This window comes from Paraburkholderia caffeinitolerans (genome assembly GCF_902859945.1).
Classification (GTDB): Bacteria; Pseudomonadota; Gammaproteobacteria; order Burkholderiales; family Burkholderiaceae; genus Paraburkholderia; species Paraburkholderia caffeinitolerans.
This window is the reverse complement of the sequence record NZ_CADIKL010000017.1, coordinates 131,919-149,104: the sequence shown is the minus strand read 5'-3', so window position 1 is coordinate 149,104 and position 17,186 is coordinate 131,919. Positions and strand designations below refer to the sequence as shown.

General features: G+C 60.3%; 13 protein-coding genes. 7 read left to right on the top strand and 6 right to left on the bottom strand.

Translation table 11 applies throughout. The annotated features are described in order from the left end of the window. Nucleotides 1-108: 108 nt before the first annotated feature. From HV773_RS18570 to tssB, 4 genes are all read right to left on the bottom strand, one after another. Nucleotides 109-777, bottom strand: a complete 669-nt coding sequence (locus tag HV773_RS18570) for a DUF4123 domain-containing protein (protein ID WP_175196317.1) — start codon at nucleotides 775-777, stop codon at nucleotides 109-111. 10 nt (nucleotides 778-787) lie between these two features. Further along, nucleotides 788-3,139 (bottom strand): type VI secretion system Vgr family protein, encoded by a 2,352-nt coding sequence (locus HV773_RS18565; RefSeq protein ID WP_175196315.1) that lies wholly within the window; start codon nucleotides 3,137-3,139, stop codon nucleotides 788-790. A gap of 93 nt (nucleotides 3,140-3,232) precedes the next feature. Continuing rightward, a complete protein-coding gene (tssC, locus tag HV773_RS18560; protein WP_175196314.1) occupies nucleotides 3,233-4,765 on the bottom strand; it encodes a type VI secretion system contractile sheath large subunit in 1,533 nt (510 codons plus the stop codon). Nucleotides 4,766-4,848: 83 nt separating this feature from the next. Next, complete coding sequence (tssB, locus tag HV773_RS18555) at nucleotides 4,849-5,361, bottom strand: type VI secretion system contractile sheath small subunit (RefSeq protein ID WP_175196313.1); 513 nt, start codon at nucleotides 5,359-5,361, stop codon at nucleotides 4,849-4,851. 543 nt (nucleotides 5,362-5,904) lie between these two features. Between tssB and tssK the strand changes: the two genes are divergently transcribed. From tssK to HV773_RS18520, 7 genes are all read left to right on the top strand, one after another. Beyond that, complete coding sequence (tssK, locus tag HV773_RS18550) at nucleotides 5,905-7,257, top strand: type VI secretion system baseplate subunit TssK (protein ID WP_175196312.1); 1,353 nt, start codon at nucleotides 5,905-5,907, stop codon at nucleotides 7,255-7,257. Further along, nucleotides 7,254-7,994, top strand: a complete 741-nt coding sequence (locus HV773_RS18545; RefSeq protein ID WP_175196311.1) for a DotU family type IV/VI secretion system protein — start codon at nucleotides 7,254-7,256, stop codon at nucleotides 7,992-7,994. Before tssK ends, HV773_RS18545 begins: the two co-directional genes overlap by 4 nt. A gap of 14 nt (nucleotides 7,995-8,008) precedes the next feature. Next, nucleotides 8,009-9,736 carry an OmpA family protein gene (locus tag HV773_RS18540; RefSeq protein ID WP_175196310.1) on the top strand — a complete coding sequence of 576 codons (1,728 nt, stop codon included), beginning with the start codon at nucleotides 8,009-8,011 and terminating at the stop codon, nucleotides 9,734-9,736. Nucleotides 9,737-9,835: 99 nt separating this feature from the next. Then, nucleotides 9,836-10,321: an Hcp family type VI secretion system effector gene (locus HV773_RS18535; protein ID WP_175196309.1), complete on the top strand. Its 486-nt coding sequence runs from the start codon at nucleotides 9,836-9,838 to the stop codon at nucleotides 10,319-10,321. Between the two features lie 183 nt (nucleotides 10,322-10,504). Next, complete coding sequence (tssH, locus tag HV773_RS18530) at nucleotides 10,505-13,249, top strand: type VI secretion system ATPase TssH (protein WP_175196308.1); 2,745 nt, start codon at nucleotides 10,505-10,507, stop codon at nucleotides 13,247-13,249. A 13-nt stretch (nucleotides 13,250-13,262) separates the two neighbouring features. Continuing rightward, nucleotides 13,263-13,694, top strand: coding sequence for a type VI secretion system baseplate subunit TssE (gene tssE, locus HV773_RS18525; RefSeq protein ID WP_175196306.1), 432 nt, complete (start codon nucleotides 13,263-13,265; stop codon nucleotides 13,692-13,694). A gap of 556 nt (nucleotides 13,695-14,250) precedes the next feature. Then, the gene (locus tag HV773_RS18520; RefSeq protein ID WP_175196305.1) at nucleotides 14,251-14,970 is read left to right on the top strand and encodes an IS6 family transposase; all 720 of its coding nucleotides are present in this window, start codon (nucleotides 14,251-14,253) and stop codon (nucleotides 14,968-14,970) included. Nucleotides 14,971-15,195: 225 nt separating this feature from the next. Here the strand turns inward: HV773_RS18520 and HV773_RS18515 are convergent, their stop codons facing one another. After that, a complete protein-coding gene (locus HV773_RS18515) occupies nucleotides 15,196-16,497 on the bottom strand; it encodes a type II toxin-antitoxin system HipA family toxin (protein ID WP_175196304.1) in 1,302 nt (433 codons plus the stop codon). Beyond that, entirely contained in the window at nucleotides 16,494-16,784 is a 291-nt protein-coding gene (locus HV773_RS18510) for a helix-turn-helix domain-containing protein (RefSeq protein ID WP_175196303.1), read from the bottom strand. Before HV773_RS18510 ends, HV773_RS18515 begins: the two co-directional genes overlap by 4 nt. Nucleotides 16,785-17,186 lie beyond the last annotated feature (402 nt).

Here is a 17,186-nt window from a genome sequence, read left to right as displayed (position 1 = left end):
CCTTCCTTCAGCACGCCAATAATCTGTTCTTCGGTGAATCGCTTCTTCATGACCGCTCCTTGTCGGAACGGACTCTACACCGTCAGCGTACTAATCGCGGGGAGCAGGTCAATCGGACAATGGCGGTAGCAGATCCTTCCGAAGTTCAAAATAGATCGATTCGGCCAACGTTGCCATGGCCAAACGCTCCTGTTGATCGGAAGTAAGGACAATTCGCTCTGAAATAGGGGTGGGGAGCTCAGCATAGGCTCCCCCATTGATGGTCTTCCAGTCGTCATGCCAGTACCGCAACTCGTGGAACGGCGCCAGAAAGTGATCGCGCTGTTCAGCGGTAAATGCTGCTAACAGTGTTTCGAGAATCATTGGATCGTAGTAACGTAGCAGCGCCTCTCGGCGATCGGGCAACTCGACTTCTGCGTACTGGTGAAAGTATGCACAAAGCCTTGCGAGCGGCACTGTCGACGCAACCCAGAGTACAAGATCGGCGTGTTCACTATGGCGCAGCAATGCTCTCATAAGCGCCGCGTGCGAGGCATCCTCGGGCGTCAACTCAATCAGATACGGTCCAACAGCTGGAGAGGCGGCCTCAAGCATTGCCTCCGAGTAAAGGCAACCCCAATCAGCCCCCCGAGCCTCCACGAGATGCAGCATATCCTCGCAAAGTGCGCCGTCGACGAGGGCGTATAGCCGGGGGGGAACGTCGCGTTGGGCGCGCAGCCCCCCGTACCAGTGAATCAATTCGGCAAACCGTTGCACCTGAAAAGGTAAATTTGTCATTTCGAGATTCCTAGGCACGTGGTGTCAGGGCATTTCGACTCTGCGCGGCGTTAGCCCTGCACTCTTTGCAAACTCCTTGGGGCAACTCGAGCATCGGGGGGCTGTCGCTAGCCGGTCCCGGCTTGTCCCACGATGCGCATTTTTCCGTGATGTCTCCCGGCGTACCATTTTCGATCCCGTTTGGCGTGATCTTGATGTACGATCCACCTGCACCAATCCACACCTCGGTTTTAGCCGCGAGAACAAGTTTTCCGTCTACGCTGGTAATCGTAAGATCCTTCAGTGCGGCAAGCGCCATCTCGTCTGTCTGCGCTTGGATTTCGACTTTACCCTTGGCAGCGAACAGTTTAATTCCGAGCTTCTGCGCAAAGAGTGATATCGCTTCGCCGGCTGCCACCGTCAGCTTCTTCAGCACGCCGATATCGACGGAGCCGCCGGCATTTACCATTACGTTGCTCTGCGCTGCAAGCTGAAGGTGCTGGCCGCTTGTCAGTGCTATCCCATCAGGAGCGGACGCTAGGATTACGGACTTCTGTAGACCATCAAGCCGTTGTTCAAGGAATTGGCGTTGCTGCTCGATTTGGGCCACATAGGCGCGTGCGGCTTGCGCGCTATCGGTGAGATCCTGCATCAGCGAAAGAGCCTCGTCGAGCTGCGCCTTCGCATCAGTGACATCGAGCTGTTTGCCGGCCGCGCCGGGTTGTGCTTTAGCTGAAATGAGCACACCCTTCGCACCCCGAACCGACAGGTGCTCGTCTGTCCGCAACTCTGCACCCTGCCCCCGTTCCTTGCGATCAGCATCGACCATATGCCCAAGGTTGAGCTCGCTGGTCTGGAAAGGCGTCGTGAGGTGAATGTGCTCGACACCTTCCTTGTCCTCCATCCGCAACTCATTTTGCGCCGCCGTGCGGATGAGATTTCGCGTATTGTTGAGGTTGTTGACAAGGTCCGGATGCAGGCTGTCATGCATGGCACCTATGATGACAGGCCGATTCGGATCTGATGCAGTAAATACGAGCGCAACTTCCGCGGAATCAATCAGCGGGAAATGATGGCCATAGTTGTCACCGCTATATGGCTTGGCGAACCGCACCGGCCGGCTCGTCCCACCCGGGCTCCATTCATCCAGATCGAAGGGCAGCTTGATTACATACCAACCCTCTTCTGTCAGGTAGGAATATTTGTAATTTCCGGGCGATGTAATGCGTGCCGGCAGGATGCCGGCAATAGCGGGTCGCGGGATCGTATCCATAGGGGTCCGCCAGACCCGGTCGGACGGAATCCCCTCGAACGTCACCCGGTATGACTTGCTGCGCGCACCATGCGAGCGGACCGACGTGATGAAGACCCCGTGCTTCGCATCGACCTGTACCGGATCGACCTGCATAACCTCGCCGGCTTCCAGCCAGAACGGATTACCGGTACCGACGAAGGTGATCTGGCCAGCCAGATGCGCTTCGTGCCGCAGGCGTGCAATGTTGCGCCCTTCTTCCGGCGTTTCGTAGTGCTCACCCCAGTGGTAGTCGACCGCATCAGTGCTCTTGTCGCCCTTTGCTGTATTCTCCTCGACGAGCAGCGACACATCGGCTTGCCGGTGGTTGTAGTCGTTCAGCTTCACTGACTCAGGTACACGTTTGGTCCGCCGCCGCAGCGACTTGATCGAGTCAGCGCCGACACTCTCGAGCCCGGAATCACGGCGATACGGTACGACGCGCTGCTTGCGCGCATACGCATCCAGATCGTCGCCGAATACCATGACGGCGTAGTCCTTCTTCTGCTCCCAGCGGAACCAGATGCCTTCTTCCGCACAGATACGCTGGATAAAGGCGAACGTGGTTTCGTGATATTGCGTAACGTACTCGTGGCGCTTGTATTTGCCGCGCAACTTGAAGACGAAGTCGACGCCGGCCCGGTAGCCGTAATGTCGCAATGTATCGGTGATGATCTCTTCTACTGACTGTTTCTGGAACAGTCGGCTCATCACCCCTCGATTGAGATCCGCCAGATTCGGTTCGAGGATCACGCGGTAGCGTGTTTCATCGGCGGAAGTACCGCACTCGTCGAACTTCGTGATGATGCCGTGAATGGTGTACGCAGGTGGCTTCTTGCTGAACTTCTCCGCGTTCTCGCCATACATTCTGAGCAGATTGCCCATGTTCGGATCGATCGGATCGATGGTAAACCGGGCGGGGCGCCCGATCACCTGGTCCATCGGGATTCCAGCCACGGGGCTTGTGAATTCAATCTCGTACCAGTACAGCTGGCTGATCCTGTCGATACCAGCGAATTTCAGGATCGAGAACGGCGCCGGATGTGGCGCCAGCTTCAATTCATAAGCCTGCAACGGCATGACCATGGACATCGGAAACCTCCTCAACACGCGGACACAACGGCATAGCCGGGGCACCGAAAGGTGCCCCGGCGGGTACATGCGGGAATCGTCAGATCAGCCCGGTCAGCTCTTGGCCTTCGGCATCTGCGACACGAGCGACAGCCCGATATCCATGCCCTCGACCTGGAAGTGCGGGATGATGAAAAGCTTGATGCGGAAGAAGCCGGGGTTGTCCTCAATGTCCTCCACCGTCACCTTGGCATCACGCAACGGATGCGAGGCCTGCAGGTCGTCGCCCGGGTCCTTCATCTCGGTGACGAGACCCTTGATCCAGTTGTTGAGTTCGAGCTCGAGCAGTCGGCGGTCCTTGGTCGTGCCGATGTTTTCGCGCTGGATCAGCTTCAGGTAGTGCGCGATGCGCGAGAGCAGGAAGATGTACGGCAGACGCGCGTTGATGCGGCTGTTGGCCGTGGCCTCCTTGGTCTCGTATAGCGCCGGCTTCTGCGTCGAGTTGGCCGAGAAGAAGCAGGCGAAATCGTGGTTCTTGTAGAACGAGAGCGGAATAAAGCCCAAGTTCGCGAACTCGAATTCACGCGTTTCCGGGATCAGTACTTCAGTCGGGATCTTCGGTTGGACACCAGTTCCGAGGTCGTACAGGTGAAGAGGCAGGTCCTCGATCTTGCCGCCCGCCTGCGGGCCGCGGATCTGAACACACCAGCCATTTTTCACGAAGCTGCGCGTCATGTTGGCCGCAAACGCGAACGACGCGTTGACCCACAGGTACCGGTTGTGGTCGGGGCCCTTCACCGCTTCTTCATAGTTAAAGGCACGCACCGGAACGGTGTCCTTGCCGTACGGCAGACGGCCCAGCACGCGCGGCATCGTCAGACCCACGTAACGGGCGTCGTCCGTGTCGCGGAAACTCTTCCACTTGATGTACTCGGCGCGGTCGAAGTAGTTGCCGATATCCTGGATGGCTGCTACTTCTTCCATCGACTGCTTGCCGAAGAATGCGGCACCCACTGAGCCGATAAACGGCATATGCGCGGCGGCCGCCACCTTCGAGATATTGCGCAGCAAGGCGATGTCCATCGGCGAATTCGAGAATTCGAAGTCGCTGATCATGGCACTAATCGGTTGGCCACCCGGCGTATCGTATTCCTCGATGTACGTGAGGCGATAGAGGCCACTCTGGATCAGTTCCGGCGTGTCCTCAAAATCGCGTTGCAGCGCATCCTTCGAGATGTCGAGCACTTCAATGCGCGCGTTGCGGCGGAAGTCGGTGCGCGAAACAAGCATCTTGAGCCCACGCCAGCGTCCTTCGAGCGCCTGGAATTCAGGCGTATGCATGACTGCGTCGAGCTGCTTGCTGATCTGGCGATCGAGCTGGCCGATGTGGAAATCAAGCAGCGACTTGTCGAGGCGGTCGACCGGCTGGCTCGATTTCGCCACGAGGTCAAGGAATGCGCCCATGCCGCGTGCGATGCGCTCGTCGGCCGATGCCTCGGAGAGCATGTCGCTGTCGCGAAACGCCTCGAGCGGTCGCGCCTGGGCGACGGGCTTCAGGTTAATCTTGTCGCACAGCGAGGCATATACGCTGTCGTGTTCAAGCACAACCGTTTCTGTTGTGCCCTGGCTGGATTCATTCTGGTTCATTGTTCGTCCTGTCTGCGCGTTTAGCGCAACCTGATTGCGAAAGGCGGTGAAGGCCTGTTTGGGCCGTCGGCGCCCAGGCATGGTCACGCATGCCCTTCCGGTTGCGTCGCGGCTGCGGCGATCTGCGCCAGTTCGCCGCGCAGCTTTTCAGAGAGCCGTTTATCCTTCAGAATCTTCTCGAACTCACGACGAAAGGCACCGTTATCGAGCAGGTTCGATTTCAGGTCACGCAGCAGGTTACGCATTGCGAGCTGTGCCTGAAGTTCCGGAATCTGGCGTGCCACCTGCTCCGGCTCGAAATCCTTCATCGAACGGAACGACAGGTTCACCGGCAGTTCGGTGCCGTCGCCAGCGAGCGTGTTTTCCGCTGCGAGCTTGAGGTCCGGCGCATAGTCGGCCAGCACAGCGTCAAAGTTGTTCTTGTCGATATTGACTTTCTTGCGCTCGGCCAGTGACGCCTGCTCGCGGCCCGCGCTAAAATCGCCGGCAACAAGCAACTTGAGCGGCAACTCTACCTTCTTCTGTGCCCCTCCCGTATGAAGGTCAAGCGTAATTGATACGCGACTTTTTGGGATTTCTCGCTGGAAGCTGTCCATAGGACTCCTAATGAAGTGACGTTGGCGATCCCCGCTGAATTCGCCCGCAGCGATAGGGAAGCTAGCGTCATGCTCCTGCGATCATCAGTTGCGACTGCAACTACATAACCATGCTGACTACATCCCATTTTGTGGTCTCCATTCATGCGGCTTGGCTTACTGTGGCGTATTAGAACGGATTATCGCCGGATCGTCAAAGAGAATTCGTTGATGAGTGAGTCCATGACTTGTTTTAATGAGATAGCAGAAAGTAATCAACCGGTATTTGAACATTTCTGAACATGACTCAACGCTCTCACTAAAGCTCCCGACAGGATAAAATCCCTCTTGTTTCAAGATGTATTCTTGATAATCTTCAAAAATACTTTAGGTTTACTAATTTAGTATAAGTGCTGATACAACGCGGATAGATACCGAATAAATGTTAATTTAATTTAACGAATTTTCCGATGGATATAGATATGCACGGGGTATACAGATATCCAATATCGCGTTTAGAATTCGCCGACTGAAAGCAGTTAAAAATGCGCAGGCGACCAATACATGCGAATCGACAAACCACTGTGGCACGACGGCCTCATCCTCTCGCAGCAGCACTTCCAGCAGCAGGACCGGTGGACGGAATTTGCCCTGCAGCAGTTCGTTGCCGCGGCTTTTGCCGATCCATGGGGAACACTCCGCGTCGAGGTCGACGAGGAAGCCCTCGCAACGGGTCGGCTGAAATTTACCCACCTCAAGGGGCGATTTCCCGACGGCACACCGTTCGACACGACGGTAGCGGATGCGCTCCCTGGAGCCCGCGATCTGACCCAGGGCATCCCGGCTGACCGTCAGAGCGTTGTCGTGTACGCCGCACTTGCACTGCTGGACGCCAACGGTAACAACTGCCGCTTTGATGAGACCTCGCTCGCACGTCCGCGCCGTTCATATCGCGAATTTACGAAGGTTACGGACCTGAACGGAACGAATGAAGTTGAAATCGCGGCGGAGCGCCACGCGATCCGGCTGCTCTTTGATTTCGAGCCGCATGCTGATGACACGGTATGCGCCATCGCACGCCTTACACGCGCGACCAACGGCCAGTTCCAGGTCGATCACCGCTTCGTGCCGCCCTGCCTCACGCTAGGCAGCCATCCTCTCCATATCGAACGGATCAACCGTCTTTCCGATATCCTGACGGCAAAGAGCCTGGCACTCGGTTCGCGTCGCAGCGAGCGGCTCGAAGCGGTCGTCGAGTATGGCGTCGGGGACGTTCAGCTTTACTGGCTGCTTCAGTGCGTCCACGCTGCGTGGCCGCATCTGCGACTTTACGCTTCGCACCCGGCCCGCCCGCCTGAGCAGCTGTATATCACGCTCGCCCAGCTCGCCAGTGCGCTCATGACGTTTTCCACCGGCACACATCTGACGGATATCCCGGTGTATGACCACGCACGGGCTGACGAGGTGTTCGGGAAGCTCGAATCGATGATCCGCGAACTGCTGGATGCGATCATTCCGTCGCGGGTGGTGTCGATCGGTCTCACGCGCAAAAGCCCGACGACCTGGACGGGCCAGTTCCTTGACGAGCGCCTGGTCGACGGGACTGCGGACTGGTACCTCTCGATCAATGCGCCTATGCCGGCGTTTGAACTCGTCGAACAGTTTCCGCGGCTGTGCAAGATCGGCTCACCTGACGATGTCGAGCACATCATCAATTCGGCGTTGCTGGGTATTCCGCTCAAGGCCGTACAACGGGTGCCCGCTGCCATTCCGGTGCGACTGGACAACCAGTACTTCGCACTTGACTCGTCAAGTACCGTACACGCGACGATGCTCGCCGCGCGGGCCTGTCAGGTCTACCTCCCGACTTCCGTACCGGACGCGACCCTCGAACTCTATGCGGTGCTGCGCTCATGACGATCCTCACTTCCGGCCGCAATGAGCCTGCCCTGATGGGATTCGCGCCGGCCGCCGACCACGTCAGCAGTGGTGGAATATGCGATCTGCTGCGGGATACGGCGTTGCAGGTCACTTCACTCGCGCCGGATGGAACGGTGGCGGACGCTACGGCGTTTCGCAACCGGTGCCGGCAGCTCATGGGAAATTTCTCTGACTCGCTCACGCGCCGGGGGTACCCCGAAGACGTGCGGCGCGAGGCGATGCTTGCCCAGTGTGGACTGCTTGATGAAACCGCGCTGCGGGAACTGGGCGAAGAAGCCCGTTCCGGATGGGGGCTAAAGCCTCTACAGGTCGAGCAATTCAAGCTGCACGATGCAGGCGAGCGCGTCATCGACTGCATTGAGGCGCGTCTGCGCGAAGCGTCGCCTGATGTCGACCTTCTCGAGTGCTATTCGGCCATCCTCGGCATGGGGTTCATGGGCCGCTACGCCCGTGATGGCGATGCCAAGCGCGCCGAGCTGGTTGCTGCGCTCAATGCCCGTCTGCGGAAGCTTCGCCCTGCCGTTGACCAGCCATTTATCGCAGACCACGCGGGCCGGCGACTGTCCGACTGGTTCTACCGGCTTTCGCCGTGGGCTATTGCAGGTCTCGCCTGTATTGCTGCCGTGGCAGTGTGGGGAGTGTGGAACGTGGCGCTCGATGCGCAGCTCGCGCAGATTATGCACGTCGCGCCCGCCAGGGTCAGCCGTCCGTGAAATCCGATCTGCCCATGCTGAACGCAGCACCAACGCAGTCGACGGCTTCCGGCCGGTCATCGGACCATGTTCTCGGCTATCCGTTTCGCCTGATGGTTGTGCTGGCGTGTGCGTTGGCTCTCGCGGTGATCTGGCTCGTGGCACAGCCTGGACGGGGTATGGCGTGGATGCTCACGGGTGTGATTGCGCTAGCAGCCGTGCTGCTCATCTACATGCGCACCCGGATGCTCTGGCGTGCGCGCATCCAGGGCGCCCACGTGCTAGCCGCGCTTGGCGAAGCCACCGCGGATATTCCGGTCAGGCTACGCACACGCATGCCACTCGTGCTGGTCACGGGCGACGATCTGTCCGCACTCTTCAACCGTCACGACGGTGAACGCTTTGTGCATGTTGGCGACGGCGCAATCTGGCTGCGGGTTGACCGGCCGCAGGACTTGCCGCAGCTTGCTGTCGCCGTCAGGCAGTGGCGCGATGGCCGTGCCCCGGACGGGGTCCTGCTGTCGGTGGCACCAGCCAGGTACGCGGATGCCGACATGCTGACGCAGTCGCTGCGTGTCGTACGCCAGGCTGTCGCGGATGCCGCGCGGATACTCGGCTCAGGTGCACTCCCAGGCTATGTCGCGGTCTACCAGCGGCTGACGACTGCGCCCACGGACCTCGCAACGCCGCGGTGGTATGGCGTCTCGTCGGTCAGACGCATGGTCGATGCGCAGCGTTTCGAGCCCATGATCCGCGCGGCAGAGAGCGAGGTACAGCAAGCGGCGGACAGCCGCGTGGCCCGCGTTGCAGCGGCGCGCGCGGCCGCCTTGGCATCGGTTGCTGGCTGGACGCAGCGGGTGGTGATCCATGCGCTTACGGACCGGCAGCAGCCCGCCACACCGTGGGCACTGTTTGGTGCCGGCTGGATCGACTGCGGGCCCGGAAGCGGCCCCGGCAATCCGTGGGCGCGCGATGCGGAAATGCAGACGCACGTTCTGCGCGCTGCGGCCCAGGCATCACCCACGCCCTGGCCGCTGCCGCAGCCACTCATCGCGGCCATGCCGCAGCGGCGCTGGATGTCGCCCCGTCTGACTGCCGTTGCCCACGCCATTGCGTTGCTTGCCTGCGCGGCCGCGTTCGCGTGTTTCTATTCCGGCAGGAACAACCAGACACTGCTCACGCGTGTTGGCGCAGATCTCGGCCGCTATTCGATGATCCCGGCCACGCATGACGCGGCGCGACGTGATGCGCTGCAAGCGTTGGTCGCTGACCGGGATGAACTTGAGCGTTACGGACTGGTTGGTATTCCACTGCGTCTGTCGTTCGGAATGTACCGCGGTGCAGGAGCCATCCCGGCACTCAACAATGCGATCGCTTCGTATGTGGCCCCTCCCCCGCCTCCGGCCGTGGTCACCCTCAGCAGCATGTCGCTGTTCGACAGTGGCCGCGCACAACTGAGGGATGGCTCGACACGCGTGATGGTCGACGCACTCGAGATGATCAAGGCACATCCGGACAAACGCATTCTGGTCGCCGGCTACACCGACAACGTGGGCAATCCGGACAGCAACCTGAAGCTTTCGACGGCGCGTGCAGAGGCTGTGCGCGACTGGCTGATCGAGGCCTCTGGCATTCCGGCCACACAGTTCGCCATCCAGGGTTACGGCGACACACGTCCCCTTACGGAGAACGACACCGAAGCGGGTCGCGCGAAAAACCGGCGTGTGGAGATCACGCTGGTGCCCGATGCTCCGCATGGTTGATGAAACGAAGTTTTAGCCCCCGGAGCACGCGCTTCGGGAATTCAAGGCTCGGGCGCTGGCTCCGGGCGATTGTCGCAGTAAGTAAAAGGGAGTAAAGCAATGGCAATTCCGGCATACATGTGGCTCAAGGACGACGGCGGCGCCGACATCAAGGGCTCGGTGACGGTTCAGGGCCGCGAAGGCAGCGTTGAAATCACCGCGTTCGACCACGGTGTGCATATTCCGACCGATGGCAACACGGGCAAGCTCACGGGCACCCGTGTGCACAAGTCGATCACGCTGGTCAAGGAGACGGACGCCTCGACGCCGTATCTCTACAAGGCAGTGACGAGCGGCCAGACGCTGAAGTCGGCAGAGATCAAGTGGTACAAGATCGACGACGCCGGCAAGGAAAAGGAATATTTCAACACGAAGCTCGACAACGTGAAGATCGTGGCTGTGCGTCCGAAGATGCTCGACATCAAGGACCCCGCCTACGAGAAGCACAACCACCTCGAGGAAGTCGAACTGCGTTACGAGACGGTCACCTGGTCGTACAAGGACGGCAACATCATCCACAAGGACACCTGGAACGAGCGTTCCTGATTACCCGTGGTCTGAAGGCCGGCCCACCTCCCCCGGTGTGGTTTATCTCTCGGAATCCCCGGCCTTCCTTTGCCAGTCCGTTCAGGTCACTGAGGCGGGCTGGCCTCTTTTCTTTCGAGGGGAGGTCGTTCCCAGCGCATCTGCCCCCTCATTTCTGTTTCCAGACGTGCGAACAGCCCGACCATGACCGTGCCCAACGACCGCCCTCTCTCTTCTCGCGACGCCAGCCAGCTTCTGCAGCGGCTCAATCCACACTGCGCGAACGCGCTTGAGGCCGCCGCAAGCCTGTGCCAGGGACGACTCTCGGACGAGATTACGGTCGAGCACTGGCTGCTCAAGCTGATCGAGGCCGGGGACGGCGATATCCCGGCCATCATGAACCACTACGACCTGAACATCGATGCCGTATGGGATGCGCTGCTCAAGGCGATCGAGCACACGCCCCGTAACCTGCGCGGGCGCCCCAGCCTCTCGCCGCAACTCGCCGTCGTTCTCCAGGATGCGTGGTTTCATGCGTCGACCCGCGACGTTTCTGAGACACCGGTCATCCGGTCGGGCAACGTCCTGCAGGCCATCGTTGAGGCGCCGCACGTCCTGCGTGCGACCAACGCCTGGCAACTGCTGTCGGTCAGCACGGCGCAGATCGAACGTCTCCTGCCGCGCCTCGGGCAGCGAACGTGCGAAAACCAGCAGGCAGAACCGGAAGCCCAGCCAGAGCGAATGGCCGCCGCGACGGGAACCGCTGCCGCTGAACGCACGCCGGAAGGGAAAACGACTCAGGCAGTCAAGCGGAATGTGGAAGGCGAAGCGCTCGCCCGTTTCGCGATCGACATCACGGCCAAGGCACGTGAAGGCAAGATCGACCCCGTGTTCGGACGCGATCGCGAAATCCAGCAGATGGTCGACGTGCTTGCACGCCGGCGCAAGAACAACCCGATTCTCGTGGGCGAGCCGGGTGTCGGCAAGACCGCGCTCGTCGAAGGCCTCGCACTGCGCGTGGCCGAAGGCACGGTGCCGAACGTCATCCGCGACGTGCGCATCCTCACGCTCGACCTGGGCCTCCTGCAGGCGGGTGCCGGCGTGAAGGGCGAGTTCGAACAGCGCCTCAAGAATGTGATCGATGAAGTCCAAGCATCACCTGAGCCGGTCCTGCTCTTTATCGACGAGGCGCACACCCTGATTGGCGCGGGCAACGCCGCCGGCGGCGCCGATGCGGCCAACCTGCTCAAACCCGCACTCGCGCGCGGCGAACTGCGCACGATTGCGGCCACCACGTGGTCGGAATACAAGGAATACTTCGAGCGGGATGCGGCGCTCGAGCGCCGTTTCCAGATGATCAAGGTTGACGAGCCCGATGACGAGGCTGCGTGCCTGATGCTGCGCGGGCTGAAGGACCACTACGCGAAATATCACAATGTTCACATCCGGGACGAGGCACTGGTCGCGGCGGTGAAGCTCTCGCGCCGCTACATCCCCGCGCGCCAGTTGCCCGACAAGGCCGTCGACCTGATCGACACGGCAGCCGCGCGCGTGCGCATGGGACTCGAATCCCCTCCAGCCGAACTGCAGCGCGCACGCGCCGCGGTCGCAGCGATTGAACTGGAACTCACGACGGTTGAAGACGATGCCCGTGCCGGCATCGAAGGCGTGCAGGAGCGTCGTGCCGAGCTCGAAACCGCGCTCACCGATGCGCAGGCGAAAATGGAAACGCTGCAGCAACGATATCGCCAGGAACTTGGCCTCGTGCACGCCCTGCTTGAGCAACGTAATGCCCCAACCAGGAGCAACACGGTCGACGAAGACACCACACTGGCGCGGACACGTGAAACGCTCGCGCACGCACAGGGCAAGACGCCCCTGATCTTCGCGGATGTGGACGCCCCAGCGATCGCGCGCGTGGTGGCCGAATGGACTGGCGTGCCGGTGGGCAACCTCCTCGAAGACGAACTGCAGGGCCTGCTCGCCCTCGAAGCACAGCTCGCGAAACGCGTGGTCGCGCAGGACGACGCGCTCGCCGCGCTCGCGGAAAGCCTGCGCACCGCGAAAGCAGGGCTGAAGAACGAGCACGCGCCGCTCGGCGTATTCCTGCTCGCGGGCCCTTCAGGCGTCGGGAAAACAGAGACCGCGCTGGCGCTGGCCGACCAGCTCTTCGGAGGCGAGGCAGCACTCACCACGATCAACATGTCGGAGTATCAGGAATCGCACACGGTTTCACAGCTCAAGGGTTCTCCGCCAGGCTACGTTGGCTACGGTCGCGGCGGTATCCTGACCGAAGCGGTACGTCAGCGCCCGTACAGCGTCATCCTGCTCGATGAGATCGAAAAGGCCCATCGCGACGTGCTCGACATCTTCTATCAGGTGTTCGACCGCGGCGCGATGCGCGATGGCGAAGGTCGCGAGATCGACTTCCGCAACTGCGTGATCCTGATGACGTCCAATCTCGGCAGTGCCCAGATCGACGACGCCACGACGGACAACCCGGCGATCGCGCAGGCAGCACTTCTCGAGGCGATCCATCCGCAGCTTGTGGCGCATTTCCAGCCCGCCCTCCTCGCCCGCCTTCAGACGCTGGTGTACCGGCCGCTCGACGTGGCTGCCCTCGCTGACATCGTGCGCCTGAAGCTTGGAAAGGTCGCCGAACGCCTGCGCCGGCAGCACGATGTTGAGCTGGTCTGCGAAGACTCACTCATCAGTGCGATGGCCGGGCTGTGCCTCGCGCGCGAATCTGGCGCACGCAATGTGGACGCGTTCCTCAACCAGCGCATCCTGCCCACGATCTCGCGTGAACTGCTCACACGCATGGCAAGCGGCGCGGCGCCCGCAAGGATCACCTTATCCAGCTCGCCTGACGACAATCTCACGATCGACTTTATCGACCGCGGTGACACGGGTGCAGAAGTGCTGGTTCCCGAGTTGTCGGTTGACTGAACGGCGGATCGACATGCCAGCAGGCCCCTCCCTCTACGACATGCTGCTCGGCCAGATTGACGGTCAGCCGCTCGGCAACTACGACGACAATACACTGGAAATCCTGAGCGTTCAGGCCAACATCCGGCGCATCCTCAACACGCGTGCAGGCGCGCTCAAGCACGTGCCGGACTATGGGCTGCCCGACCTCACCGAGATATACCGGAATCTGCCCGCATCGGTTCACGATCTGCGTAACCAGATGGAGAGCACCCTGCTCAAGTTCGAGCCGCGCCTGCGCGCGGTCGAAATCGAGATTGACGAGAAGCCGGATCCGGGACTCCTGGTGAGCTTCATCATGATCTGTCACCTCCGTAGAGCCGGACTGGTCCGCTTCGGAACGCATTTTGAACCGCCGGGCCGCATGCACGTCAGGCGACTGGTGAACGCCGAACAAACCCGCTAACGAATCGTCGTTGCCGAACAGGACGCGGCCGCATCGCACATTTCGATAGTTCGCACGCGAAGGACGAGCCGTAACGTATTAGCAACACCGGATAGTATGAAAAAAAATCGACTTTGGGGAAGCGTGGTACTCATCGCCCTGGCGGGTACCGCAGTGGAGGCAAGCGCGTCGTATAGCGAGCAATGGCTGAGCCCCCAGCAGTTAAAACAGGAAGAGTCCCGAGCGCCTCACACCAAGACGGCTTACACATACGCGAGCCACGCTGCGCACTGCCAGCCCGCCAAACCGGCGCCTCAACTGGCAGTCAAGCACGTCGCACCACGCCCACATCAGTCCGTGAAGGATGACCCGATCGGCGCATTCGCCGCGAACGATCGAGCCCCTACCCGAACGGTTCACCATTGAGCTGACAGACGCGAGCCGGCGTGGATTGCTGGCGCAGACGGGGCCCTGAGGAGATCGGCCCGAGGAATCATGAACAGGAAGCGAAAAAGGTTGTGGTGCAAATCCGATGCGTCGGTCTGTTACCCTTGAATTTTTGGACGACCGCGAGCCAATGAGCAAGCTGAAAGATCTCGAATGGTTGTTCAACGGGCGTCATTTCGACCGCGAAGTCATCGTGCTTTGCGTGCGTTGGTATCTGCGCTACAAGCTCAGTCTGCGCGATCTTGTCGAGATGATGGCTGAGCGCGGCCTGTCCCTCGCCCACACCACGATCCTGCGTTGGGTGAAGCGCTACACGCCGGAGTTCGTAAAGCGCTGGAATCGGTTGGCCACGGTAGCCGGCGCGTCGTGGCGAGTCGACGAGACCTACGTGAAGATTCGCGGCAAATGGGCCTATCTATACCGTGCCGTTGACCGAGCGGGAAAGACGATCGATTTTCGCCTCAGCGCCAGGCACGATGTGGCAACAGCAAAGGCGTTCTTCGTGAAAGCGATCAGGTTTCAGGGGCGCGCTCCTGAAACGATCACCCTGGACGGTTACGCGGCATCTCATCGGGCGGTCCGCGAGATGAAGGCCGACAAGTCACTACCCGCACGGACGAAACTGCGATCCTCGAAGTACCTGAATAACCTGATCGAGCAGGATCATCGTCACATCAAATCGAGGGTGAACGTGATGCTCGGATTCAAGCGGCTCCGGAACGCCACCGTTACTCTCTCCGGAATTGAACTGATGCATCGAATTCGCAAAGGCCAGTTCGATCTCACCAGCGTGCACCTCAAAGATACCACTTCGCCCTCGATCTGGATGGCGGTTCTTTCAGCTCGTTGAGGTCACAAACATTTTGGCGATTCCTTGCCCGACCACCGAATTTGCACCACAACCTCGGCGCGCGCAAAGCAGTACAACCAGTAGCGCCCCGGATCGATGGAGATCAGATAGCGACTGATGCCGTCGCATGCTGCCGGGCGCGCCGGAATGAGGCAGCGTCCCCTTTAAGGGAATCCTGCTGTTGGAACGGACTCATCGTTTTTTAATTCTCAATCGAAAAGACCATCAGCGTGACGCCAACGGCAACGTTTTAAGGCGATCAAGGATGACCTCCTTCATGCCTTGCGGCGTCGGAAGCTCGTCGAGCATCTTCGGCCACGTGTCCTGAGCGGCGGATACCGCTGCTTTCACCGCGGCGGTCGCGATACGCTGAGCAATGCCTGCGGCTTTAGCCAGTTCCGTGTAGGTATCGAGCGTTTGAGCGCGCTGCATGCGATCGATGGCGACGTTCGTCCCGTATGTGGAGAACCCCGGCAACGCGGCGACGCAAACAATGTCATATGCGGGGGTCAGCTCCGGGTGAACCTTGTCCGGGTAGAGGACGGAAAAATTCTTGAGGTGCGCATCGCTGTTGCCGATGAGCGTGTTGACCGCTTGCCGCACAAAGAATTCACGGACATCCCTCACGCCGCGCGGACTCAGGGCGTTGAGCAAACTCAGCAGCAGACGGAACTGCTCCTCTTTCCCATATTTAGCAGCCGGCATGCGCCCCAGCATCTGGCAAGCATCCTCTGCGTGGATGCGCTCGTTGCCCTGTCGATCGTAGCGCTCGACCGCGAGAAACGACGTCGCTGTGCCTGCGATGGCCTGAAGTCCGTCGATTGCGATGGCTGAGAGATTCATTGGCTCGCACGACGCGACGTTGACACCGGCCGCTTTGGCAAGTTGCATGGCGACGTACTCGTTGAAGATCTGCGAGTCGTCGTTTTTGGCAGGAAGCTTTGCGATGACATCGGAAAGCTTGCCGTGTCCCGGCATCGTGTACCGCTTGCCTTTGTTCACGGTCGAAAGCGCGAGCTTGTTCTGCACGCCGGAAATGGAGGCGGCGCCCTCTGTGGCCCCCTCTGTTACGCTCATTTCGAGATTGTCGGCGCCGCCGGTGGCACCGAACGTTCGCGCATACTCTGGAATGCTGTGCGCGTCGGCGGGCGGCTGAACGACAACCGCGCCGGGCAGGTCTTCACCGGCGGCAGCCAGTACGCCAAAGTCATCACGATCTTCCGGATTGTGGCGAGTCGCTTCTAGCCGCTTGCGCAGATCGCTTTCTGGGAGGAGCCCCGCAAAGAATGGCGGAAGCTTGCCGCCCGTGTTGTAGAGCGCGGGGTGGAATGCGTTTGAAAAGATGTCGGCCGCGATCGCGGGAGTGCCTGGGATCGCCATCGACAAGGTAAGCGTCGGCGCGCCATTGGCAGCCTTGAACGATTCGGACGGCACGAAGCGGCAGTTTCCGGCAAGTTCGCAGAGGTAGCCACAGACCTCACCGTAAAGCCGCACCTCCAGGTAGCGCGGATGGATTGCGTCGGTCATTGGCGCCCCTTCAGAAACATCTCCGCCGCACTCGGCGCCTGGAGGTCAGGCCCGGTACCCTTCCCAGCCAGGACCTGGCGCACCGCTGCGAGGTGCTCCTTTGGCACGAGCACCCATTGCGCGTCCAGTCCTGCTGCGAGCGCGTCCAGCGTGTTGCCCCGGGCATCGTGCCTGCCTGCCAAGGTCGCGGACACATTGGGGCGAGCGATGCCCGTCAGGTCCCCCAATTCGGTGACGGACATACCGCGGTGCGAAAGCAGCGCCTTGACTTGATCGACGAATGACATTTCATACCTGAGGCATTTGAGTTATGAAAAATTATACGTCGATCAGCGGCGATCCTCAATCTTTGTATTACATATCATACTTTACGGCAATTTTGTATGATATTCGATACGGGCGAGTTGCATTCGAGTCAGTATCCGGCGCCGCCCTTGGGCTTGCACGCGGTCCCCTGCGTGCTCAGCCGCCGACGCGCTGCTGCGGTTCCTCTCGGCGACAGACGGCGCACATCGTCAGGCTTGAAGTCAGAATGTCGACCGGCGACATGAGAGTGGCGCCCAAGGTAATTGCATCGCTCGGGCGTGGGGCGCTTGCCGGCCATGCTTCGTGGCCGGTGGGCGCCGCAAAGCGCAATCGGCTCAGAAAAGAGGCAGCCCAGTGCTTCCGGTCGGTTATCATGCCAATCC

Bases quoted from the DNA above. Each gene is read 5' to 3' on its own strand.
- tssE (WP_175196306.1), top strand. From the start codon at position 13,263: ATGCCAGCAGGCCCCTCCCTCTACGACATGCTGCTCGGCCAGATTGAC.
- HV773_RS18515 (WP_175196304.1), bottom strand. From the start codon at position 16,497: ATGACCGACGCAATCCATCCGCGCTACCTGGAGGTGCGGCTTTACGGT.
- HV773_RS18535 (WP_175196309.1), top strand. From the start codon at position 9,836: ATGGCAATTCCGGCATACATGTGGCTCAAGGACGACGGCGGCGCCGAC.
- tssB (WP_175196313.1), bottom strand. From the start codon at position 5,361: ATGGACAGCTTCCAGCGAGAAATCCCAAAAAGTCGCGTATCAATTACG.
- tssK (WP_175196312.1), top strand. From the start codon at position 5,905: ATGCGAATCGACAAACCACTGTGGCACGACGGCCTCATCCTCTCGCAG.
- HV773_RS18545 (WP_175196311.1), top strand. From the start codon at position 7,254: ATGACGATCCTCACTTCCGGCCGCAATGAGCCTGCCCTGATGGGATTC.
- HV773_RS18540 (WP_175196310.1), top strand. From the start codon at position 8,009: ATGCTGAACGCAGCACCAACGCAGTCGACGGCTTCCGGCCGGTCATCG.
- HV773_RS18570 (WP_175196317.1), bottom strand. From the start codon at position 777: ATGACAAATTTACCTTTTCAGGTGCAACGGTTTGCCGAATTGATTCAC.
- tssC (WP_175196314.1), bottom strand. From the start codon at position 4,765: ATGAACCAGAATGAATCCAGCCAGGGCACAACAGAAACGGTTGTGCTT.
- tssH (WP_175196308.1), top strand. From the start codon at position 10,505: ATGACCGTGCCCAACGACCGCCCTCTCTCTTCTCGCGACGCCAGCCAG.
- HV773_RS18510 (WP_175196303.1), bottom strand. From the start codon at position 16,784: ATGTCATTCGTCGATCAAGTCAAGGCGCTGCTTTCGCACCGCGGTATG.
- HV773_RS18520 (WP_175196305.1), top strand. From the start codon at position 14,251: ATGAGCAAGCTGAAAGATCTCGAATGGTTGTTCAACGGGCGTCATTTC.
- HV773_RS18565 (WP_175196315.1), bottom strand. From the start codon at position 3,139: ATGTCCATGGTCATGCCGTTGCAGGCTTATGAATTGAAGCTGGCGCCA.